This is a genomic window from Emticicia fontis (genome assembly GCF_054779675.1).
Genome location: NZ_BAAGXU010000015.1, coordinates 141,073 through 162,833, shown reverse-complemented (window position 1 = coordinate 162,833; position 21,761 = coordinate 141,073). Strand labels below are relative to the sequence as shown.

Annotated in this window: 21 protein-coding genes; 4 read left to right on the top strand and 17 right to left on the bottom strand. The window is 36.3% G+C overall.

Annotated elements, in window-relative coordinates; genetic code table 11:
• Positions 1 to 168: 168 nt before the first annotated feature.
• Positions 169 to 579, top strand: a complete 411-nt coding sequence (locus tag ACYVFA_RS09200; RefSeq protein WP_460471527.1) for a hypothetical protein — start codon at positions 169 to 171, stop codon at positions 577 to 579.
• Positions 580 to 772: 193 nt separating this feature from the next.
• Here the strand turns inward: ACYVFA_RS09200 and ACYVFA_RS09195 are convergent, their stop codons facing one another.
• From ACYVFA_RS09195 to ACYVFA_RS09180, 4 genes are all read right to left on the bottom strand, one after another.
• Positions 773 to 2,122 carry an ammonium transporter gene (locus ACYVFA_RS09195; RefSeq protein ID WP_460471526.1) on the bottom strand — a complete coding sequence of 450 codons (1,350 nt, stop codon included), beginning with the start codon at positions 2,120 to 2,122 and terminating at the stop codon, positions 773 to 775.
• Positions 2,123 to 2,192: 70 nt separating this feature from the next.
• Positions 2,193 to 3,347, bottom strand: coding sequence for a porin (locus ACYVFA_RS09190; RefSeq protein WP_460471525.1), 1,155 nt, complete (start codon positions 3,345 to 3,347; stop codon positions 2,193 to 2,195).
• A 343-nt stretch (positions 3,348 to 3,690) separates the two neighbouring features.
• A complete protein-coding gene (locus ACYVFA_RS09185) occupies positions 3,691 to 4,041 on the bottom strand; it encodes a 4Fe-4S dicluster domain-containing protein (protein ID WP_460471524.1) in 351 nt (116 codons plus the stop codon).
• A gap of 201 nt (positions 4,042 to 4,242) precedes the next feature.
• Positions 4,243 to 4,593: a 4Fe-4S dicluster domain-containing protein gene (locus ACYVFA_RS09180; protein ID WP_379976725.1), complete on the bottom strand. Its 351-nt coding sequence runs from the start codon at positions 4,591 to 4,593 to the stop codon at positions 4,243 to 4,245.
• Between the two features lie 115 nt (positions 4,594 to 4,708).
• Here ACYVFA_RS09180 and ACYVFA_RS09175 point away from each other — a divergent pair, with 115 nt between their 5' ends.
• Positions 4,709 to 5,728: an acyl-CoA reductase gene (locus tag ACYVFA_RS09175; protein ID WP_460471523.1), complete on the top strand. Its 1,020-nt coding sequence runs from the start codon at positions 4,709 to 4,711 to the stop codon at positions 5,726 to 5,728.
• On the opposite strand, the gene ACYVFA_RS09170 is transcribed toward ACYVFA_RS09175, so the two are convergent.
• The 6 genes from ACYVFA_RS09170 to ACYVFA_RS09145 form a co-directional block, all read right to left on the bottom strand.
• On the bottom strand, positions 5,725 to 6,924 hold the full coding sequence (locus ACYVFA_RS09170; protein WP_460471522.1) for a vWA domain-containing protein: 1,200 nt from the start codon (positions 6,922 to 6,924) through the stop codon (positions 5,725 to 5,727). The two genes, ACYVFA_RS09175 and ACYVFA_RS09170, sit on opposite strands and share 4 nt — an antisense overlap.
• Positions 6,925 to 6,946: 22 nt before the next feature.
• Complete coding sequence (locus ACYVFA_RS09165) at positions 6,947 to 7,807, bottom strand: AAA family ATPase (RefSeq protein ID WP_460471521.1); 861 nt, start codon at positions 7,805 to 7,807, stop codon at positions 6,947 to 6,949.
• 20 nt (positions 7,808 to 7,827) lie between these two features.
• A complete protein-coding gene (locus ACYVFA_RS09160) occupies positions 7,828 to 8,361 on the bottom strand; it encodes a hypothetical protein (RefSeq protein ID WP_460471520.1) in 534 nt (177 codons plus the stop codon).
• A gap of 2 nt (positions 8,362 to 8,363) precedes the next feature.
• Positions 8,364 to 9,809, bottom strand: a complete 1,446-nt coding sequence (locus ACYVFA_RS09155) for an MBOAT family O-acyltransferase (protein ID WP_460471519.1) — start codon at positions 9,807 to 9,809, stop codon at positions 8,364 to 8,366.
• Positions 9,810 to 10,207: 398 nt separating this feature from the next.
• Positions 10,208 to 11,530 carry a dihydrolipoamide acetyltransferase family protein gene (locus ACYVFA_RS09150; protein ID WP_460471518.1) on the bottom strand — a complete coding sequence of 441 codons (1,323 nt, stop codon included), beginning with the start codon at positions 11,528 to 11,530 and terminating at the stop codon, positions 10,208 to 10,210.
• A gap of 31 nt (positions 11,531 to 11,561) precedes the next feature.
• The gene (locus tag ACYVFA_RS09145; protein ID WP_460471517.1) at positions 11,562 to 12,836 is read right to left on the bottom strand and encodes a competence/damage-inducible protein A; all 1,275 of its coding nucleotides are present in this window, start codon (positions 12,834 to 12,836) and stop codon (positions 11,562 to 11,564) included.
• A 235-nt stretch (positions 12,837 to 13,071) separates the two neighbouring features.
• On the opposite strand from ACYVFA_RS09145, the gene ACYVFA_RS09140 reads away from it, so the two are divergent.
• A complete protein-coding gene (locus tag ACYVFA_RS09140; protein ID WP_460471516.1) occupies positions 13,072 to 13,800 on the top strand; it encodes a DUF4197 domain-containing protein in 729 nt (242 codons plus the stop codon).
• Between the two features lie 73 nt (positions 13,801 to 13,873).
• Here the strand turns inward: ACYVFA_RS09140 and ACYVFA_RS09135 are convergent, their stop codons facing one another.
• The 4 genes from ACYVFA_RS09135 to ACYVFA_RS09120 are packed head-to-tail and all read right to left on the bottom strand — an operon-like array spanning position 13,874 to position 18,756.
• A complete protein-coding gene (locus ACYVFA_RS09135) occupies positions 13,874 to 15,223 on the bottom strand; it encodes a glycoside hydrolase family 88/105 protein (protein WP_460471515.1) in 1,350 nt (449 codons plus the stop codon).
• Positions 15,224 to 15,235: 12 nt separating this feature from the next.
• On the bottom strand, positions 15,236 to 16,276 hold the full coding sequence (gene rhaT / locus ACYVFA_RS09130; RefSeq protein ID WP_460471514.1) for an L-rhamnose/proton symporter RhaT: 1,041 nt from the start codon (positions 16,274 to 16,276) through the stop codon (positions 15,236 to 15,238).
• 13 nt (positions 16,277 to 16,289) lie between these two features.
• Positions 16,290 to 16,607, bottom strand: coding sequence for an L-rhamnose mutarotase (rhaM, locus tag ACYVFA_RS09125; RefSeq protein ID WP_460471513.1), 318 nt, complete (start codon positions 16,605 to 16,607; stop codon positions 16,290 to 16,292).
• Positions 16,608 to 16,617: 10 nt separating this feature from the next.
• Complete coding sequence (locus ACYVFA_RS09120) at positions 16,618 to 18,756, bottom strand: hypothetical protein (RefSeq protein WP_460471512.1); 2,139 nt, start codon at positions 18,754 to 18,756, stop codon at positions 16,618 to 16,620.
• Positions 18,757 to 19,030: 274 nt separating this feature from the next.
• Between ACYVFA_RS09120 and gldC the strand changes: the two genes are divergently transcribed.
• Positions 19,031 to 19,375 carry a gliding motility protein GldC gene (gldC, locus tag ACYVFA_RS09115; RefSeq protein ID WP_460471511.1) on the top strand — a complete coding sequence of 115 codons (345 nt, stop codon included), beginning with the start codon at positions 19,031 to 19,033 and terminating at the stop codon, positions 19,373 to 19,375.
• A gap of 66 nt (positions 19,376 to 19,441) precedes the next feature.
• Here gldC and ACYVFA_RS09110 read toward each other — a convergent pair whose 3' ends face one another.
• The 3 genes from ACYVFA_RS09110 to ACYVFA_RS09100 form a co-directional block, all read right to left on the bottom strand.
• Positions 19,442 to 20,209 (bottom strand): acyl-CoA desaturase, encoded by a 768-nt coding sequence (locus ACYVFA_RS09110; RefSeq protein ID WP_460471510.1) that lies wholly within the window; start codon positions 20,207 to 20,209, stop codon positions 19,442 to 19,444.
• Positions 20,210 to 20,357: 148 nt separating this feature from the next.
• Positions 20,358 to 21,032: a DUF4159 domain-containing protein gene (locus ACYVFA_RS09105; RefSeq protein ID WP_460471509.1), complete on the bottom strand. Its 675-nt coding sequence runs from the start codon at positions 21,030 to 21,032 to the stop codon at positions 20,358 to 20,360.
• Positions 21,033 to 21,060: 28 nt separating this feature from the next.
• Positions 21,061 to 21,756, bottom strand: a complete 696-nt coding sequence (locus ACYVFA_RS09100; protein WP_460471508.1) for an RsmE family RNA methyltransferase — start codon at positions 21,754 to 21,756, stop codon at positions 21,061 to 21,063.
• Positions 21,757 to 21,761: the final 5 nt, after the last annotated feature.

Sequence of the window (21,761 nt, the reverse complement as noted above, 5' to 3'; positions counted from 1 at the left end):
AAAGTTCGCTCCCTTGTTTTATTTATTCAACTCATCATACATTTGAATCTACAACCAAATCATTTAAATCGAAATATATGAATTATTAAATCAAATTCATATGCCTTTTTTCTTATTAAATTAAGTTCTAAAGATTCTCCTAAAATACTCCATTAGACAAAATTAATTATGAAAAAACTATTAATCACACTTGCAACTTTGCTCTCACTCTTTGCTTGCAAATCAGACGCTATTGTTCCGGAAAAACTAGTTGGAAAATGGTTTCATACAAATCAGGTTCAATATAGAATTGCTGATGGCTGGGGGCCATGTAATACATTTGTCAATATAACTGCTAATCCTCCTATAGAATTTACAGCCAAAGGAAATTATCTGCGAGATGGGAAACCGGGAGCTGAGTGTTGTACTGCCGGGAATAAATTCACAGTTTTGGATAATATCATTAAATTTTCAGAGGTACAAGATTGTCCACAAATGAGTTGTATACCATGCAGAGAATGGTCAATTCTAAGCTTAGATTCTGATACACTAATCGCTGAATCTTGCGGATTAAGAGTTAAATATGCAAGAATTAAATAGTCTGCTTCATTAGAGTTCAGGTATACAATTATTACATAAAACCTTACAGAAGCTACGTCTTGAATACTCAGTTTTAACAAAAGAAAATGCCCACTAATATAGCGGGCATTTTAACTTATGGAGTACAACAAAACCACAATAAAAGTACGGTTTAACCCGCAATTGTGATTTTGTTACAAATAAACAATATCGTTTATGCTAATTCTTCAACAACACCAGCTTCAACAAGAGACTCGTCATGTTGACTTACATCAAGACCTGCTTTCTCGTCAGAATCAGATACACGCAAAGGAAGAATTAAGTCAGTAACTTTCAAAAGAACAAATGACATCGCAAATGCAAACACTGAAACAACAACTAAGGCGATCATGTGGTTCACAAATAATTTTGATGCACCAAAGAATAAACCTTCGTCAGCAACAGCTGAGTTAACGCCTTTACTTGCAAAGATACCAGTCATAATCATACCTACCATACCACCTACACCATGGCAAGGGAATACATCTAGTGTATCATCCAAAGCTGTTTTGGTTTTTAAGTGTGCAAGGTAATTAGAGATTAAAGAAGCAATTGCACCGATAAAGATTGAATGAGGGATGGTTACAAAACCTGCGGCTGGAGTGATAGCTACCAAACCAACTACTACACCGATACAGAATCCAAGTGCCGAAACTTTCTTACCACGAGCAGCATCAAACAATACCCAAGCCAAACCAGCAGCAGCAGCAGCGGTATTAGTTGTAGCGAAAGCTGAAGCAGCCAAAGTACCTGCGCTCAATGCAGAACCTGCGTTGAAACCAAACCAACCAAACCATAGTAAACCAGTACCTAATAATACGTATGGAATATTTGCTGGAGGAAGAAAACTTCCTTCAACGTGTGCACGACGACGTTTCAGGTAAATAGCTCCTGCTAAGGCAGCCCAACCAGCCGACATATGCACAACAGTACCACCGGCGAAGTCAAGAACACCTAATTTGAATAAGAATCCTTCTGGGTGCCATGTCCAGTGTGCTAGAGGAGCATAGATGAACAAGCTGAACAGGATAATGAACAATACGTAAGATTTGAAATTGATACGTTCAGCTAATGAACCTGTAACCAATGCTGGAGTGATAACGGCAAATTTTAATTGGAAGAAAGCAAAAACTACTAGTGGAATAGTTGGTGCTAAAGACCAAGGTTTGCTTTCTAAAACACCTTTGAACATAAAAAATGTTGAAGGATTACCAACGAAACCACCGATAGAATCTCCGAATGCCAAGCTAAAGCCAACTGTAACCCAAAGAATAGAGATTACACCCATAGCAATAAAGCTTTGCAACATAGTAGAAATAACGTTTTTCGTGTTTACCATACCACCGTAGAAATAAGCTAATCCAGGTGTCATGATCAAAACCAATGCAGTACTTACAAGCATCCAAGCTGTATCCGCGCCATTAATGCCTTCAGTAACAATTGTTGATGGCACAGCTGGCATAAACACTCCCGCGATTGCTATGGCAAGCAAAATAATCAGAGGAAGAGGATTTTTACGTATCATGTGTTTGGGGTTTAAGTGTTGTACAAAAAATTAATGTAAAAGTTTAGTTTAGGTTTATTGACAAAGTGTATTAGAATTTGAAGATTAGTGCTGCACCAAGTGTTGACTGAGAACTCTTAGTGAAATTACCATCGCTATCCTGGAATTGCTCTCCGTTAGCTCCTACTCCTTTAGCATAGCTATCAAGGCGGAATTCAGGTTTGAATAATAGATTTTCAGAGATATTAACGTTAGCTGTCAAAGTAAATGAATTTACTGAAGTACCGCCATCAGGTCTTGAAGGGTTTCTTAAACCGCGGATACCGCTTGTATTATCGAAATACTCATAGCGAGCACCTAAGCCAAATTTATCCGTAAAAGCGACTTGTGCATATAAAGCAGCACCGCCCCAGGTATATGTTGTTACTTTTTTAGAAGTTGGATCTGTTACACCTTGCGAGCCATAAGCAGCGTTTAAGCCTAGCAAGAATTTCTCTGTGATTTGATACGAAGTGGTCAGGTCAAAAATTGAATAATATGATTTTGAATCTACACCTTCATCACTTCCTAACCAGTTTAGATATAAGTTCCATCCTTCAGCAGGTGAAACATAAAACTGAGCCATAACACCTAATTTATCATTATTATCATCTTTCGTGTCAATACCGTTTACCAAACCAGCAGTCAAAGACGCTTTGCTAGAAAGTGCTACTGTTGCTTTTACACCAGTATGATAGAAAGGACCATTACCAAAAAGGTTTGATAATGAGTAGTTATAGTTTACAGGGGCATCAATTACTTCATAACCGATATGGGTACCGAACTGACCAGCTGTGATCGAGAATTTATCTGTTGCTTTCCAGGTAATATAAGCTTGTTTAATGGCTAATGCTGTACTTGTTGCTCCAGTTACCGGGCTAATAATATTGCCGTAGTTACCTAGGTCAGCGTGGTTACCAAATACTAAATCAATTACTGCATCAACTTTGTCTGTTGAGTAAGATAATTTAGTTTGAGCTAGACCTAACTGGAACTGACCTGGTTTTTGGTCGAATATACGTTCGAAGCCTGATACTCCTAAATTTGATCTTGAAGCAGGATTATTTAAGTTACCAAAAAAGTAAGTGTCAACGTAGCCTGAGAATGTAAGGGGGTTCTTTTTTTCTTCTGTGGTTGTTGTACTTTCTTGTGCTTGGGTCACTGCTATTGAAAACAACGATAATACTGTAAAAATCAATTTTTTCATAATAATCTTTGGTTTAAGTGGCGATTGTTTGAAATTAAATTTCATTACAAATGTTCTTCAAAAATATTTTAATTCCAAATTTTATATTCAAAAAAAATAATAATTTCTTAAAAAAAATATTTTTCAACTATTTGTATGTATTAAAAAATATAATTTATTGAAAAAATACAATAAATAATTAAAACAAATAATCTATTGTATTTTTATCATTATACAGTATAATATTCCGAAGTACAATTATTTCTTAAATATGTACAATTGTAAGATTGACAAAAAAAGTGCCTGCTCGAAAAAACCGAGCAGGCACCAATACATAAAGCTAAATGAGTGTCTATGTGAAAAATTATACTTCAGCATGAAGCCATGCTTTTTTTGCAGCTAGTGTATCATCGTCTTCAACATTATCAGGGTCGGGTACACAACAGTCAACCGGACAAACAGCTACGCACTGTGGTTCTTCATGAAATCCATGGCACTCTGTACATTTATCTGTTACTATATAATAAAGCTCTTTGGTAATGGGTGACATCCTTTCATTTCCACCGATAATTGTTCCATCCCCTAATTCTACTTCTGTTAATTTTGTTCCTCCTCCCCATGTCCACTCCACTCCACCTTCATAAATCGCCGTGTTTGGGCACTCTGGTTCGCATGCACCACAATCGATACATTCGTCTGTAATCATTATCGCCATAGCGTTTCTATATTTAGTCGTTTTTAAATAATTGACGAATATATGAAAGCGAATAATTATACTTCAATGATTTAATGTTATGCACTATTCCATCTGAGAATAATAAAATAAAAAGGCTATAAAATTAAGGCAAAAAAAATGCCTACCCAATTTCTCAGGCAGGCATCAATATGGAGAGCCAAATGGAATCAGTATCAAAAATTATGCTTCAGCATGAAGCCACGCTTTTTTTGCTGCAAGCGTATCATCATCTTCAACATTATCAGGATCTGGTACACAACAGTCAACCGGGCAAACGGCTGCACATTGTGGTTCTTCATGAAAACCATGACACTCTGTACACTTATCTGTTACTATATAATAAAACTCGTCGGATACAGGCGACATCGGATCTTTACCACCGATAATCGAACCATCTCCCAGTTCAACTTCTGTCAACTTTGTTCCTCCTCCCCACGTCCATTCAACCCCACCTTCATAAATCGCCGTATTCGGGCATTCAGGCTCGCATGCTCCACAGTTGATGCATTCGTCTGTAATCATTATTGCCATACTCTCTCTATATTTTTAGTAGTTTTCAAATAATCAACAAATATACGGCTTCAAAGTTTCAATTTAGTCGTATTTTTGTAGGTTTTTAAATAACAAATCACTTTTTCTAAAAATAATGCAATTAAAAGACCTTATACTTACATTTTCGCAATTAGGGGACTTCATACTTGATGAAAAGAATATTGAACTGATTAAACAATGGTCCTTTACTGCTCGCAACGAAAATGCCTGGTTTACAGAAGATAACGTTAAACTAGCTCTCAATAATACAGCCAGATTTTATCTGAATAAGGAATTGTTAGAAAACTTTGCTTACGCTAATACGATTCAAACAAATATCAATCCCAAAAAAGTAGGGATTGTAATGGCTGGTAATATCCCCGCCGTCGGTTTTCATGATTTACTTTGCGTAGTTTTAAGTGGAAATATTGCACTGATAAAACTAAGTTCAAGTGATTCAGTCTTGATGCGTTTTCTTATTCACAAACTTTTCGAAATTAATCCTGAACTTAAAGAATTAATTCAGGTAGTTGATAAATTGAATGCAGCAGAGGCAATAATAGCAACTGGGAGCGATAATACTGCCAAACATTTTGAATACTACTTTTCAAAAATTCCGCACATTATTCGTAAAAACCGAACATCTGTCGCAATCCTGACAGGCGAAGAATCAAGAACAGATTTAGCCAATCTCGGTAATGACATATTTCAGTATTTCGGATTAGGTTGCAGAAACGTGTCAAAATTATTTATACCAAAGGGTTACACATTTGATAAGTTCTATGAATCTATCGAATATTGGAGCACAATCCGTATCCATCATAAATATAATAATAACTACGATTATAATAAGTCAATACTACTTGTTAATAAAACACTCCATTTTGATAATGGCTTTTTATTATTGAAAGAGGATGATGCACTCGTATCCGCCATATCTGTTTGTCATTTTGAACATTATGAAAGCGAAACTCATTTGCAGGAATTAATTGCCAATCATCAGGAGAAAATTCAATGCATTGTCTCAAAAGACAGAGAATTTGAAAACAGTTTTGATTTCGGAGAAGCACAATCGCCACAATTGAATGACTTTGCGGATGGTGTCAATACAATAGAATTCCTGAAAAATATCTAATCTCTGAATTTCAATTTACTATTTTTAAGACATCTCATAGCCTTTTCAATGCCATTAATGGTTAGAGGAAACATGCGCTCATCAGACCACTCTCTGATTTGTTTAATAGTACTTGTATATTGCCAGTAGCCGTCATTAATCGGGTTTAGCCAGACAATGTTTGGGAATTTATCTTTGAATCTTGCAAGCCAGGTTAAACCCGATTCTTCATTATAATGTTCTACACTTCCTCTGGGTTCTGATAATTCCCATGGAGACATAGAGGCGTCTCCTACAAAAATAACCTTATAGTCTTTATTATACTTATTCAGCACTTCCCAGGTAGAAACCTTATCTTCATAGCGCCGACTATTATCTTTCCATAAGTTTTCATAGACACAATTATGGAAATAATAATACTCCAGATGCTTAAACTGATACTTGGCAGAAGAAAAAAGCGTTGAGCACTCTTCCACATATTCATCCATCGATCCACCCACATCCAATAACAATAAGATTTTAACCCGGTTTTGCTTAGAGGCTTGCATCTGAATATCCAGAAGTCCTGCATTTTCACTTGTCTTATGTATGGTTTCCTCCAAATTCAACTCATCTTCTGCTCCTTCCCGTGTCAATATCCGAAGGCGCCTTAATGCCATTTTAGTATTCCGCGTATTTAGTTCAAGGTCATCATCGTAATTTTTGAATTCTCTTTTATTCCAGACCTTGGTAGCACTTTTACCACCACCTTTCCCTCCTATTCTGATGCCTGCCGGGTTATACCCTGAATTACCGAAAGGAGAAGTACCACCTACACCAATCCATTTATTTCCGCCTTCGTGCTTTTCCTGTTGTTCTTCTAATATTTGTTTAAATCTATTCAGCAATTCTTCTAAGCCTCCCATAGCTTTGACAGCTTCTTTTTCTTCTTCCGACAATTCTCTGAGCAAATGGCTTTTTAACCAGTCTTCATCAATATTAGCCAGTATTTTCTCTACTGGGATGCTTTCAGAATCACCGAAAAACTGTCCAAAAAGCCTGTCGAACAAATCAAGGTTTTGCTCATGCTTGACAAAAATAGCCCGACTTAAAAAATAAAAATCTTCTGCATTGTAAGCAATAACTTCCATATCAAGGGCTTCTAATAATGTCAGATGCTCTCTTATTGAAACCGGAAGTTTATTACTTTTCAGATGATAGAAGAAATCTAAGAGCAATTTAGTAGATGTTTTAGTGCTATTATTTTACCCCTTTCTCTCTTAAAGCTTTATATAAATCATAGTCTGATTCATTTTTAAGCAAAGCTCCTAAGAATGGTGGTATTTCGTTAATCTTACTCAAATCAGTTAGATTGTCGGCTGATACTTTACCGACTAACAATAGTTTCAACCAATCTATCAATTCGCTTGTTGAAGGTCTCTTTTTCAGGTTCTTGATTTCTCTGATGCCAAAGAAAGTTTTTAGCGCATTAGCTAGTAAAGTCTCTTCTAAACCCTGATAATGTACATCAACAATTTGCTGCATCGTTTCTTTATCCGGGAATCGGATAAAGTGAAAAAAGCAACGGCGCAGAAAAGCATCCGGCAGTTCTTTTTCATTATTAGAAGTAATAATAATAATCGGCCGATACTTGGCTTTTATCGTTCGTTTTAATTCATAACAATAAAACTCCATCCGGTCAAGTTCCTGTAATAAATCGTTCGGAAACTCTATGTCTGCTTTATCAATTTCATCAATCAATAATACACTTTGCTCATCAGAATCAAATGCCTCCCATATTTTTCCTTTCTTTACATAGTTTTCTACATGATTTACTCTATCATCCCCAAGTTGGGAATCTCGCAAACGAGAAACAGCATCATACTCATACAAACCTTGCTGAGCAGTCGTAGTAGATTTAATATGCCAGGTAAAGAGTTGCTTACCCAAGGCTTTGGCAACCTCGAAAGCTAAAAGAGTTTTGCCGGTTCCCGGCTCTCCTTTTATCAATAGCGGTCTTTGAAGCGCAATAGAGGCATTCACTGCCGTTTGCAGTTCACGGGTCGCTACATAATTTGATGTACCTGAAAAACTATTATTTTTATCGAAATTGCCTGCCATAATTTATTTAGCTATCACACTTATTCTTCTTCGCTTGTAAAACTATATAAGGTCGGATCAAGCTTTAAAGTACCTGCATTAAATTCATTGACGAATTTGGTAATCACCTCATCATCAATCTCTTCAACATTCAAAGCAATATCCAAACCGATACCATACTCAAAATCTTCGTCAATTTCTACAAATTCAGCTACCTGAATTACTTCTTCTTCTTCTAACTCTTCGATGATTTCTTCCAGCATCAATTCCATATCCTCATTCGCCTTATAGTTTGGTTTACGCTTATCAACCTCAACATAGCTTGGGAAAGATTTTTTCATTCTGGCCTCAGCCTCTTCAAAAACCAGACTACTGTGATTTAAACGTAATGTTCCCATTACGGCGTCATAGATTACTTCTTCGCCATCATGCTTACCTACAAATTGAAAATGGGCAAACTCTCCTGAATCGTTCATGCCATCTTCATCCTCAACTATTACATAGTTTTGGCCTTCCTGTTGGCATTCAGCTTTTAACTCAGCTATTTCTTGTGGATCAAATCCTTCGTTTTTCATATTTAAAATTGGAAATAAATAAATTGTGAATTGTTATAGACACCATAGCACAAAATCATAAATAATATCAGATAATATGCACCCCATCTTTGCCAACGTGGTTTAACATCAATCCATGTCGACAAATTTTTACCTCTTTGCAACCATTGAACAGTTTCCATGATAACCATTGAAATGATAATTAAATATAATTCATTTTTGCCAATCATGTATATCACATGGTCTAAAGAGTGTGAACTATGTCTGAAAATATTTTTAGCAATATAAATCGCTTCTGTATTGGTATTAGCCCTAAAGAATATCCAGGCAAATGCGACTAATACAAAAGTAATAGACCCATGAATGAGTTTCTGAGGAACAGTAGCCTGATTCAGAGAGCCTTTAACCCCTGTAATTTTCTTTTGGAATTTATCAGTCATTTGACCAACAATCAGGTAAAACCCATGTAAAGCCCCCCAGATAACATAATGCCAGTTGGCACCATGCCACAATCCACTAGCCATAAAAACAAAGAAACGATTAAAATATTGACGAGGTTTAGAAACACGATTTCCACCTAATGGAATATATAAATAATCTCTGAACCAGGTTGATAATGAAATATGCCAGCGACGCCAGAATTCACTTACCGATTTTGACATATAAGGTCTGTCAAAGTTCTTCATTAGGTCAAAACCCATTACTCGCGCCGAACCCAGTGCAATGTCTGAATAGCCCGAAAAATCACAGTAAATCTGGATAGTAAAGAATAATGTTGCAATAATGAGAGGTAAACCCTGATACTCAGTTGGATTGTTATAAACCAGATTCACAAACTTTGAGAGCCTATCGGCAATCACCACTTTTTTGAACATTCCCCAAAGCATCAAACGTAGTCCACTCACCACTCTTTCATAATCAAAATCATGTTTTTCATAAAACTGATGAATTACATTTTGTGGGCGTTCAATTGGTCCTGCGACTAACTGAGGGTAGAACATTACATATAAGGCATAAATGCCAAAATGTCGCTCCGCTTTTTGATTTCCCCGATACACTTCAATCGTATAACTCATCGCCTGAAAAGTATGAAAAGACAAACCTATCGGTAAAATAATATTCCAATAAGGAAGGAGCTTTTCAGGATTGATTTTGAACAGAACAGTATTAAAATTCTCAATGAAAAAGTTATAATATTTAAATACAGCCAATACACCAATATTCGCAACCAAACTCATGATCAATGCCCATTTTCTTCGTTTTCCCTGTGATTGCTCAATCCAGATTCCTGCGAAATAATCAATGATAATCGTAAAGAAAAGAATCAGGATATAATACGGAATAAAAAAGCTGTAAAAGATGCAACTCGCAACTAATAAATGAAACCATCGGTATTTATGCGGAATAGCAAAATAAAGAAGTGTGACAATTGGAAAAAATATGAGAAACTCTAGCGAATTAAAAAGCATCTTAAGGGCGTTCAAAGTTCAAGACTCAAAGTTCTTGCTTTAATATTAGATTATAAAATAAATTTCACGTTTTGATAATCAATTGGTCTTACTCAATAGCTGTAGCCTTACTTTCTCAATCACTAAACTGATTATTATAAAACACTCATAAAAAGGTTCCCACCATAAGCGCATCTTTTTGGTAACCTTTTCCTATTCCAATTGAATAAAAACTTTAATGCCTGTATAGTTAATTACTCTTTTAAATATACACCTTGCTACCTTTACATCGACAAATTTGCGACTTAGAATTATGTTTTAAAAGAGTTTTGAGAGTTTTTTGATAAAATCAAACTGTTCTCCATAAAAAGTGTAGAAAACAAAAAAGGTCTGATGCTCACCAGACCTTTCATTGAGAATCAAAACAATTTCCTGTCTAAATCAAAGTTTTCAAGATAATCAGATATGCGTTTCACAAACTGCCCACCTAACGAGCCATCAACTACCCGATGGTCGTAAGAATGAGAAATAATCATTTTCTGTCTGATTCCAATGGTATCCCCGGATGGTGTTTCTATCACTGAAACTTTTTTCTGAATCACTCCAAAAGCAAGAATAGATACCTGAGGCTGCATAATAATCGGAGTTCCAGCAATATTACCAAACGAACCAATATTTGAAACAGTCAAAGTCCCATCCGACAAATCATCTGCTTTTAGTTTATTGGCTCTTGCACGGCTTGCCAAATCATTTACTTTTTTCGTAAGTCCAATCAGACTATAAGAATCTGCTTCATGCACTACCGGTACTATTAGATTTCCTGATTGTAAGGCTACAGCCATTCCGATATTAATTTTTCCTTTGCGAATGATTTTATCACCATCCACCTGAATATTGATTAAAGGAAAGTCTTTGATTGCCTTTACAACTGCTTCAATTAATAAAGGAGTGAAAGTGATATTTTCGCCAGTTTCATCCTGAAATTTTCGTTTGATTTTATCTCTCCAAAAAGAAATATTTGTCATGTCTGTCTCAACAAAAGACGTCACGTGCGCTGAAATTCGTTTTGATTCAACCATACGTTCCGCAATCATTTTTCGCATTCTGTCCATTTCGATAATCTGGTCAGTAGCATTCGGAATATAAGTGGTTGCCGGGGTTGGTGCAGCAATTGAAGGAGCACTAACAACCTGTGTTCCGTTTTCTTTTTTCAGTTTTACATAAGCCAGAATATCATCTTTTGTCACACGGTTTTCTGCGCCTGAGCCTTTAATGCTTTCCAACTCTTCACCTGATATATTTTCTTCTTTCGCAATATTCTGTACCAGAGGAGAATAAAAACGTCCGGATAAAGAATTAGCCTTTGGCTCCGCATTTTCAACCAGAATCGAAGTCAGATTTGAATGTTTTTCAAGTTCAACTACTACACTTTCTATTTCTTTTTCTTCTGCAACTGTAGTTTCAGTAGACGGCTTATCTTTAGTAACGGGTACACTCTCAACATCTGTTTCAATAATACAAATAGGTTTACCAATAGTGGCTACTTCACCTTTTTGTACCAGTATTTCTTTCAGAACACCATCGTATGCTGAGCCTATTTCTGTATCTATTTTATCAGTAGCTACCTCCAGAATCATTTCATCTGATTCTATTTTGTCTCCTACATTTTTCAGCCAACTCAAGACAGTACATTCAAATATACTCTCACCCATTTTTGGCATTATCATTTCTACAAGCGCCATAGTCTATTTTTTAGATTTTGTTGATGTCAAATTAAGATTCGTAATCACCATTCAGCATTTTTCTTAAAAGATTCATGGCAACCACACTGCCATAATTGATATTGGTCTCTCTCTGGTTAGACATTTGAATTTTCCGGGCTATTGTTCTCCCTTCCATGGCACAAGCAATCCAAAGCGTCCCCACAGGTTTTTCGGGAGTTCCTCCGTCAGGGCCTGCTACGCCGCTGGTTGCAATGGCGTAATCGGTTTTCATCAATTTTCTTGCTCCTTCTGCCATTTGTGTAACAGTTTCTTCGCTTACAGCCCCGTGTTCCGCAATAGTTTCCGGTTTTACTCCTAAGACATTGATTTTAACGGAGTTATCATAGCTAACTACACTACCCATAAAATAAGCTGAGCTTCCGGGTACTTTGGTAAATAAATGTGAGATGAACCCACCTGTACAACTTTCTGCTGCCGAAACAGTTTTGCCTTTGCTATTCAACAATTTTCCTAAAGCTACCTCCAGATCATCATTATCGTATCCGAAAACAAATGATTGAATCATAGGTAATACTTTATCAACTTCATTATGTACTTCTTGTTTTAGAATCTCTTCATTTTCTCCTACTCCAGTCAATCTTAGGCGTACTTGTCCAAAACTCGGTAAATAAGCTAATTTGATATGAGATGGTAAACTGTCTTCCCATTTTTCTATTTTCTCTGCCAAAAAGGATTCGCCTACACCTATCGTACGAATCATTTTATGATATATTATCGGTGTTTCGAAGTATTTCTTCAATCTTGGAATCACCTCATTAGACATCAGATATTTCATTTCATGAGGGACACCTGGCATTGAAACGAAGATTTTGCCTCTATCTGAATCGGTCGTTTTCTCAAACCACATCCCCGGTGCTGTACCTGTTTTATTGGCCAGATAAGTACATTTGCTCGGAACCATTGCCTGTTGACGATTGAGTTCAGTCATTGGGCGGCCTCTTTTTGTAAAGAATTCGGTAATAAAGGCAAGAGCGTCTTCATTGATGATTAATTCATCATCAAAATATTTACAAAGGGTTTTCTTGGTAATATCATCTTTTGTTGGCCCTAAACCTCCTGTCAATAATATAATATCAGCCCGTGACTCTGCTTCTTGGAGTATATGTAAAATTTTATCCTCCTGATCTCCAACCGACGACTTTCGCACTGTCTTGATACCTATCTTATCCAGTTCGGTACTCATCCATTGTGTATTTGTGTCGGTTATTTGTCCGTACAAAATTTCATCGCCAATTGTTACTACTTCCGCTAAAATCGGTCTCATATATATGACATTGGGTTTTGTTATCTCTCAAGTGTGAATTAAACCATCAACTGTTTAAATTGTCTCAATCAAAATGAAATATATTTGCAAAAATAAACGCTTTGTTGCATCAATCATTCTGATTCAGGAATCTAAATCAACAATTTCTTAATTTGCACAAAAATACAATTTTCGGTGTTCATTCGTTAGTAAGACAATTATTAATTCTAAAAAAACAATTTTAAAAGCGTCAAAAATGAAAAGATTAGTTATTGTTTCGTTGATTATTAGTGTTTTAGGCATACAGAGTTGTGCGGGGCAGAAAATAAATCTGGGAAAAGTTTTAGACAATATTTCTAAATCGACCCAAAGTGGTGGTTTGAGCACAGATGAAGTTATTTCTGGCTTAAAACAAGCACTTCAGGTTGGAATTAATAAGGGAGCAGATAGTGCATCTCAGGTAAATGGCTATTATTTAAACCCAATCATTAAGATCCCTTTTCCTCCGGAAGTAGAAAGAGTTGAGTCAGCTTTAAGAAAAGTAGGTTTAGGTGGAGAAGTCGATAAATTTGTGATGGCGTTAAACAGAGGGGCAGAAGAAGCAGCTAAAGAAGCGAAACCAATTTTCATCAATGCCATTTTAAGCATGAATTTCTCTGATGCTTGGGCCATTCTGAGAGGAGAAAAAAATTCGGCTACCATGTTTTTGAAACGTACGACTTCAGACCAATTGATTGCTAAATTCTCGCCAGTAGTAGAAAAAGCCTTGGCAAAGACTCAGGCAACCCGCTACTATACCGACTTAGCAACTACCTATAACAAATTACCATTTGTCCAAAAGGTAAATCCAGATTTGAAAGGATACGCAACCCAAAAAGCGATTGATGGATTGTTTATACTTGTAGAAAATGAAGAAGCCAAAATCAGAGAAAATCCTTGGGCAAGAACCACCGATTTGTTGAAGAAAGTATTTGGTTCTATTTAATAGACTTTGCAATTTATCAAAAAGGACACGCCATAAACGTGTCCTTCTTTATTGCCTGATATCGTAAAGTTTTCTATTTACTAAACATCACCGCACTATCATTTAGCATGAATTTCTTATTTTTTAATAGCTTTATCATCTCAGAACCTGCCAATAAAACCGGACCATATCCATGAGCCGCATAAACATTAACCGGACGATAATAGTAAAACGCAGGGTCAAATCCCATCCCTGTACCCACACAAACACCTTCAACCTGCCCTTTTTCTGTCACCTTAGTGGCAACAGCATTCCAACCTAATAGAGCCATAGGTCCGTAAGTTGTTGCATCCAGCCAACCGCGGTTAATAGCTTTGGCGATACTATGGGTATAAATAGCTGTTGCAGAAGTTTCTAAATAAGAATCATGTCGATCAAGCAATTGATGCCAGAAGCCTGTGCCTGATTGTTGAGCTGCTAAGCCTTTAGCATGCGCTTTCAGTTGATTGAGCACATCTGCCCTGCCGGGATAATTTTCTGGTAATACTTCCAATAACTCAACCATTGTCAGAATTGCCCATCCATTAGCCCTTGCCCAATGAAATTCAGGATGGGTTTCCATTTCCTGTACCCAGCCATGCATAAAAATGCCTAAATCTTTGTTGAACATCCGTTTTGAAAACTGTAAAACTTGTTTCACCGCATCATCATAATATTTTTTATCCCCAGTCAGGCTTCCCATTTGCGCAATAGCAGGAACCCCCATAAACATATCATCCAGCCATAAAGTATTTGGCAAAGGTCTATTTCGGGCTAATGTTCCATCTTTTAATCTGAATTCCTTAGTGAAAATATAATTGATATAATTATCAATCATAGGTCTGAGATTAGTGGTTTTCATCAAACCACTCTTGGTTGTCCTGATCATGGCAGCGCACATGGCACCGCAATCATCCAGTGCATGGGGAGCAATGATTTGTCGAAGAGAAGTCTGGGGATTTGTTTTATAAACCTCTCTGAAATAAGGCACTACATCAGCCAGAAACTTAAATCGTTTAGTAGTATAATTCGTAAAGGAGGTATCTCCGGTTACTTCACCAGCCAGAAGCATAGCCTCATAAGTTACCCCCCATTCATAGCTTGTTAAACTAAAATCACCCTTCAATACAACCGAATTGGTATTAATTTTTGAATAATCTGTAATTTCGGCCTCAGTATTTTTATCTATTACCTTAATAGGCGTTGCTTTGTCTAAATAATCCTTTACCCTATGCATTACAGCAATAATATCCTCAGGCTTAGTAGTACCATATAAAGTAGGATAATCAGGCTTGGCGGTATGTAGCGCATCAGAATGTAAGGTAGCGGCAGGCGCTTGAACCTGGGCATAACCCTGCCATGTGATTGCCAAACCAATAGCAATCAGTTTCAAAAGTTTTGACATATAAATAATAGTTTAATGAACGAAATAGCTTCCCATTCCGATAAAAGCCGAAGAAAGTACAATTATCAATAAACCCAAATATAAAACGCGCATAGTTGAGCTACTCACCCCTTTCCATTCTTTATAAAATAGTCCCCATAAAGTACCAACCAATATAATGAAAGCCATGTGAAGCGTCCATGATGCAAAATCTAAAGATTTACCCAATTTAGACTGTCCCATTCCATAGAAAAAGAATTGGAAGTACCAAGTTACTCCTGCTAACAAAGCCCACAAATAATTGGTTTTCAATGGAGTTTCGCTATTTGTATAATCGCTAAAAGATTTATTTCTAAAGTTCAGAATCATACACCATACAAAATTAGTAGCGAATCCCCCAATTAATAATACCGGTAATATAGCATTATTTTTAAATAAAGGATCTGTTCCATTAGCTTCGGCCTGAGCAGCTATCGGTGCCCCAACAGCTAAACCAAAAGCAAAACAGGCACTCATGATACCACAAAAAGTACCTACCAATAATCCTTTCTTTAAATTAAATTCTTTAACAGTCTCTTGCTTGCTGGTAGTATCTAACTCTTTTTCTTTCATCATTCCAGCTTTACCACAAACAAAGATGCCCACTACACAGAGCAATACACCAGCCAAAGTGATTTGTCCTGAACTTGTAGCTACCAGTTCACCAAAATGTCCTTCATAAATCGGCGGAATTAATGTACCAAATGCTGCACAAAATCCTAACGCAACCGCCACACCTAATGAAACACCTAAATATCGCATCGTAAGGCCATAAGTAAGGCCGCCAAAGCCCCACAAAACACCGAATAAAACAGTTAAACCAATAGTTTTAGTATCAGCTGACTGGATACTGGGAATTAAATCCTTAACAGTAAGAAAACCAAAAAGCAAGGGAGCAATAATCCACGAAGCCACGCCTCCAATAATCCAACCACTTTCCCACGACCATTTTTTAATATTTTTATAAGGGATGTAAAAACTACCGGAAGCAAAGCCCCCGATAAAATGGAAAATAATACCAAGAATTGCGTTCATAGAGGTTAATATTTTAGGGTAAGTAAAAGACTTCTTTTAAAGGTATTGAGACAGGAGAATTATCAGGATTAGTATCCATAATATCAGCCATATAAGCCCACCAGCGTTTAACAGTTTCTGTTACCGGCAAAGTATCCAGAAGTTCAGGGTTTTCAATTTTCAGTGAAGCAAATAAAATATTGGTTTCCTCATCCAGAAAAATCGCATAGTCTTCTACACCAATGCCTTTTAACATTTCTTTCATTTCTGGCCAGAGTTCATCATGTCGGCGTTTGTACTCCTCTGTTTGTCCGGCATGCAATTTCATTTTCAGGGCAACTCTCTGCATCATAAGTATTTATTTAAAAAAACTTTTTTAATCCTTCCCATTGCACTTTCCAGCGTCCATCTTTTGGAAAACCCGGATTTGTAGTCTTACAATCATCATATCCTGCACACATCAAGGCAACTGCTGTCAATAAACCACCATTTCCGGGCATATATAATCTTAAGCGCTGATCCTGAAAATTATGACCATTGTTCAAATAAGTATTTGTTCTGATATTCATCAGAAGCCCATCCAAAGCATGTTGAGGCATTTCAAGTCGAGTGGCAGCCATAGCAACCATCGGGAAATCCCAGCCCCACGTATCCTCCCAATGCCATACCTTCCATACTTTTTCAAAAGTATTTTTCATGATTTTTTTATCAAGTATGGCAGTTTCAGGAAGCATACCATAAGTAGCTAATACAGATGGATGATCAGTCAATAATTCAGGATTGGTATAAGAATCAGGCGCACTCTCAGTTGCCAGATAAACCTCATCCTTTATCGGAAGCGGAGTTAATTGATCAATTACATCCTGCCATGATTTATCAGGTTTTAAGCCTAATCTTTTTCTCCACTCCTGCGCTGCGTTCAAAGCCCAGTACCAATAATTAAGCTCGTAAGTCGGGTTATAAGTATCTTCCGGTTTAAATCTCTCCTGAGCAGGTATCAAACCTTTACCTAATATGTATTTGCCTTTCTGCTTATCAAAATAAGCATATGAAGCCATAAAGTTGGCAGTCTCAAAAATCAGTTCTTTATATTTTTCAAGGGTTTGTTTTGTTGGTTTTTCTCTATAACACAATTCAGCAAAAGTAATAATATGTGGTTGTTGCCAAATAAGATAAGCGCCAACAGATGAACCAGTTTCACCGCCTTTATTATCAGTCATTTTTTGCCATCTGGCACCTCTGAAACCTTGTCTTTGTGCTATTTTCTTTGCAGTTGGTAAGGCAATCCTGTACCAGTCAAGGCTTTTTTCTAATAAATCTATTCGTCCCCATAAAGCAAAGTGCACGCTATGCCACCAATGCATTTCCAGATGAGGTTTACCAAACCAGCTATTATAGGTTAATCCGGTTTCCTGTGGTGGAGTATTGGTAGTTCCTTGAACTTTTGTGAGATATTGAGATAAGACAATCCGTCTCTCTAATTCATTAGCTCGTTTATCAGTACTCCCTGCGAAATCAATTGCCCCACCAGAATTCCAGAATTTATTCCAGCCTTGTTGACTATTGGTTTCTACAGTTGAAAAATTCAATTGAGTGCTTGAAGAGTTTTTTTCAGCAAAATCGCAGGTAAATGACCATTTCTCAGTTTGCACTGCTGGTTGAATAATAAAATAATGTGCTTGTTTAATCTGAGATTTAAGATTCAAATCAGAATTAAGACTGATGCTATAATTCAGATTATCAATTTTATGTTGAACAAGCACTCGTTTTTCCCCTAGCTTGGTAATGATTGAATTATGCTTATCCGAATTAGCCCAGTTATTGCCATTATCCAGGAATTTATCCGTAGGATAAGGGATTCTGATTCGTACCATCAACTGACCTGATTTTACTAAAGGAGAATTGATTGAAATGCCAATTGCATCTTTCTGCTGATGACAAACTGTTTTTATATCGACTGATTGTCCGTCAAAAACAAAATGGCTGGATATTTCACCTGTCCAAAGATCAAGCGATTGCTCGACTTCATTTATCTCCTTAATATTGGCTTTTGTACCGTCTTTCTTATATAATTCCAGGCCAATATTTCCGAGGTGTATTCTATGAGGATTCTGGCGTAGGAAATTAGCCGCTTCTCTTTTTCTTTCTGGCTCTGATACTTGTGGCGTATAAATAACTTTCCGACCATGGCTATCTATCTCTTTAAATCCCTCTTCAATACTATAATTCTCTTTATTTGGGAAACTATGCCAACCCCAATCTGATTGCGAGCCTAAGGGAATTCCATTGGCGTAATAGTCGGGAAAAGTCTGCAATCCGGTAGCATCTACTGTAAAGGCAAAACTGCCATTTCCGACTGTAAGAGAAGATAAGGTATCTAATGATTTTACTATTACTTTATGCCTGCCAACCAATGCTTCGCGATTAATCTTCTGGGCAAAGACAAACAATGGAGAAATAAGAAATAAACAAATTTTAAATATTCGTGAAAGGTTAATCATCAGGTAATCAGGGTAAATCCTTGTTCCAAATATACAGATTATATCGAATTATCCTCTCATGCACACACACGTTAATTAAATTTTTTCATAGAAAAGTTACATTCTAATTGAATCATTCGTAAAATTCAGAATCTCTTAATCAGAATTTTACCTAGATTTTGAACTTTCTGATTGAAAAAATAATTTTACAACTATGATTAAAGTATTGATACAATAATCAGCTTATTCCTTAGCATAATAAAGCCACGGCCGTTTCACTTATCTAAAATTTTGAATGAAGAAATCAGAAATCAATTTTACTGTCGAATTAGACGAAACCAGAATTCCGGAGAAAATTTTTTGGGATGCTACTGAAAATCCTAATGAGGGAATCAACGAAAGCAAAGCCATTTCAATCAGTGTTTGGGACCATTATCACAAAGGTTTACTAGGAATTAATCTTTGGACAAAAGATATGCCTTCTGACGAAATGAAACATTTTGCCATAGATATTGTAGGAAATGTAGCTCAATTGTTGGCTGATTCCACAGGAGATAAGAAGATGATTGAGATTTTAGAGAGTACCTGCAGAAGTCTGAAAAGACATTTGGAAGAAGAATTGAAAAACAATCCTCAATAATCGGGATTGGAAATAAATTAAAAAGAATGGGCTTTCTAGCGATTTGTTAAGAAAGCCCATTCTTTTTTAATGACTATGAACAGCTTTTTTTGCCGCTTTTTTCGGCTTAATAATCTTTGTCCAGGTCAGAAATTTGATAATTGGATAAGTTGGGTCTATTTCATACCATTTCTTACCGAAATTAGTTGACATTGGATGCATGTGGTGATTATTCTGAAACAATTCGCCTAACATCAAAAAGTCAAAAAATAGAGAATTTTTAGATTCATCTTTATTATCAAAATTCTGGTATCCGTATTTGTGTCCACTCCAGTTTACAATAGCACCATGAATTGGTCCCATTAGGAAGTGAATTGGCAATAAGAAGAAGAATCCCCAGTGAATATTCAAATAGAAAAAGCCTAATATATAAAACAATACATAGCTTGCTCCCCAACTGATTCTTGAAATCCATGTATCACCGATTTTATCAATGATTTTCCACTCAGGTAAATCCTTTTCAAATCTCTCTTCAATTTTATACTTATAATTCAATAAGGCATTATAAATCTCTTTTGTTTTCCACATCATTGTAAAGACATTTTCTGTATGGTGTGGTGAATGTGGGTCCTTTTCAGTATCGCTATAAGCATGGTGCATGCGATGCAAAATGGCATATGAGCGTGGATTAAGATAAGATGAGCCTTGTGAAACGTAAGTAAGAAAATAAAAGAATTTTTCCCAGAACTTATTCATTGTGAACATTTTATGCGCAGAATATCTGTGCAAAAAGAATGTTTGGCTAAACAATGATAAGTACCAGTGTCCAATAAAAAAGGATAATGCGGCAACCATTTTTCGAATGTTTAGTAATTAGATTAAAATACAAATATAGATTCTAAACGCCATAATTCTTAAAAATGTTACGATGTTGCAAAAGAAACGAGAAAGTTCTTTAAAATATCCTAAACTATTTCTAAGAATTATCCTATTTGTATTATATCTAATAACTGGTAAAAGCGTATTGTATCAGATTGGCTCCCATTTGTAATGCTTTCTGGCGCAATTCTTCTGGGTCATGGTAAACACTTTGGTCTTCCCAGCCATTCCCTAAGTCACATTCATAGCTAAAATAACAAATTAATCTACCTTGCCAGATTAAGCCAAAGCCTTGCGGTGGTAGATTGTCGTGCTCGTGCACTTTAGGCAAGCCATTCGGAAATTTATATTTCTGTTGATATATTGGATGATTATAGGGTAGTTCAATAAATTCTAATTCAGGAAATACCTTTTTCATTTCCCGACGGATGAATTTATTCAATCCATAGTTATCATCAATATGCAAGAATCCTCCTGAAACCAGATATTTCCGAAGATTCTGAACCTCGGCATCTGTAAAAACCACATTTCCATGCCCTGTCATATGAATGAACGGATATTGAAAAATATCTCCACTCCCAACTTCTACAATGTCTTCCTCGGGATATAAATTCATCTTAAGATTCTGATTACAGAACTTAATCAAGTTTGGCAAAGACGTTTTATTAGCATACCAGTCTCCACCACCACCATAACGAAGTTTAGCAATTTTTAGAGTTGGTTGTTGGGCCAATGCCTTGATGATTAGTGTAAAGCATAACACTAGTCCAAGTAGTGAAATTTTAATAATCTTTTTCATCGAATCAATCATAGCGGTTAATTTTATTTTATCCGGGTAGGTTATTGCTTAGCGCACAAGCCACCATGCCTGCGGTTTCTGTTCTTAATCTGGAATTCCCCAATGTAACCCATTCAAATTTTTCTTGCCTTGCCAGCAGAATTTCGTCAGCCGAAAAATCACCTTCCGGGCCAATCATGATGCAATACGATGATTGGGGTTTCAACAAACTTACTAAAGGTTTCGAATCATCCGTCAGATGAGCCAGAAACTTTTGTTCCTGCTCAACAGTTTTCAAAAATTTGTCAAAAGGTATCAATTCATTAATCTTAGGCAAATATGCCTTTAAAGACTGTTTCATGGCAGAAATAGCTATTTTTTCAAGCCGCTCTACTTTTTGATGCTTTCGCTCTGAATGTTTTGTTTGTATTAACGAAATTTCATCAATCCCTATTTCAACACATTTCTCAATAAACCACTCAAGCCTATCTGCATTCTTAGTTGGGGCAATCGCAATATGCAAATAACTTTCTCTTTTCTGAAAGTTTTGTTGCTCCGAAATGACATTAAATTCACACTTTTTATCATTTGCCTTAGTAATCTCACAGGTATACAATCCCCCTACACCGTCTACTATATGTATAATATCCTTAGTGTTTTTTCTTAAGACCTTTACACAATGACGGGAGTCTTCAATATCAAGAAAGTGATTCTGAGAAATATTTGGCTGAAAGAAAAGAAGCATGAACT

Excerpts from the sequence above, each read along its gene's own strand:
- ACYVFA_RS09200 (WP_460471527.1), top strand. The coding sequence starts at position 169 with ATGAAAAAACTATTAATCACACTTGCAACTTTGCTCTCACTCTTTGCT.
- ACYVFA_RS09195 (WP_460471526.1), bottom strand. The coding sequence starts at position 2,122 with ATGATACGTAAAAATCCTCTTCCTCTGATTATTTTGCTTGCCATAGCA.
- ACYVFA_RS09190 (WP_460471525.1), bottom strand. The coding sequence starts at position 3,347 with ATGAAAAAATTGATTTTTACAGTATTATCGTTGTTTTCAATAGCAGTG.
- ACYVFA_RS09185 (WP_460471524.1), bottom strand. The coding sequence starts at position 4,041 with ATGGCGATAATGATTACAGACGAATGTATCGATTGTGGTGCATGCGAA.
- ACYVFA_RS09180 (WP_379976725.1), bottom strand. The coding sequence starts at position 4,593 with ATGGCAATAATGATTACAGACGAATGCATCAACTGTGGAGCATGCGAG.
- ACYVFA_RS09175 (WP_460471523.1), top strand. The coding sequence starts at position 4,709 with ATGCAATTAAAAGACCTTATACTTACATTTTCGCAATTAGGGGACTTC.
- ACYVFA_RS09165 (WP_460471521.1), bottom strand. The coding sequence starts at position 7,807 with ATGGCAGGCAATTTCGATAAAAATAATAGTTTTTCAGGTACATCAAAT.
- ACYVFA_RS09160 (WP_460471520.1), bottom strand. The coding sequence starts at position 8,361 with ATGAAAAACGAAGGATTTGATCCACAAGAAATAGCTGAGTTAAAAGCT.
- ACYVFA_RS09155 (WP_460471519.1), bottom strand. The coding sequence starts at position 9,809 with ATGCTTTTTAATTCGCTAGAGTTTCTCATATTTTTTCCAATTGTCACA.
- ACYVFA_RS09150 (WP_460471518.1), bottom strand. The coding sequence starts at position 11,530 with ATGGCGCTTGTAGAAATGATAATGCCAAAAATGGGTGAGAGTATATTT.
- ACYVFA_RS09145 (WP_460471517.1), bottom strand. The coding sequence starts at position 12,836 with ATGAGACCGATTTTAGCGGAAGTAGTAACAATTGGCGATGAAATTTTG.
- ACYVFA_RS09140 (WP_460471516.1), top strand. The coding sequence starts at position 13,072 with ATGAAAAGATTAGTTATTGTTTCGTTGATTATTAGTGTTTTAGGCATA.
- ACYVFA_RS09135 (WP_460471515.1), bottom strand. The coding sequence starts at position 15,223 with ATGTCAAAACTTTTGAAACTGATTGCTATTGGTTTGGCAATCACATGG.
- rhaT (WP_460471514.1), bottom strand. The coding sequence starts at position 16,276 with ATGAACGCAATTCTTGGTATTATTTTCCATTTTATCGGGGGCTTTGCT.
- rhaM (WP_460471513.1), bottom strand. The coding sequence starts at position 16,607 with ATGATGCAGAGAGTTGCCCTGAAAATGAAATTGCATGCCGGACAAACA.
- ACYVFA_RS09120 (WP_460471512.1), bottom strand. The coding sequence starts at position 18,756 with ATGATTAACCTTTCACGAATATTTAAAATTTGTTTATTTCTTATTTCT.
- gldC (WP_460471511.1), top strand. The coding sequence starts at position 19,031 with ATGAAGAAATCAGAAATCAATTTTACTGTCGAATTAGACGAAACCAGA.
- ACYVFA_RS09110 (WP_460471510.1), bottom strand. The coding sequence starts at position 20,209 with ATGGTTGCCGCATTATCCTTTTTTATTGGACACTGGTACTTATCATTG.
- ACYVFA_RS09105 (WP_460471509.1), bottom strand. The coding sequence starts at position 21,032 with ATGAAAAAGATTATTAAAATTTCACTACTTGGACTAGTGTTATGCTTT.
- ACYVFA_RS09100 (WP_460471508.1), bottom strand. The coding sequence starts at position 21,756 with ATGCTTCTTTTCTTTCAGCCAAATATTTCTCAGAATCACTTTCTTGAT.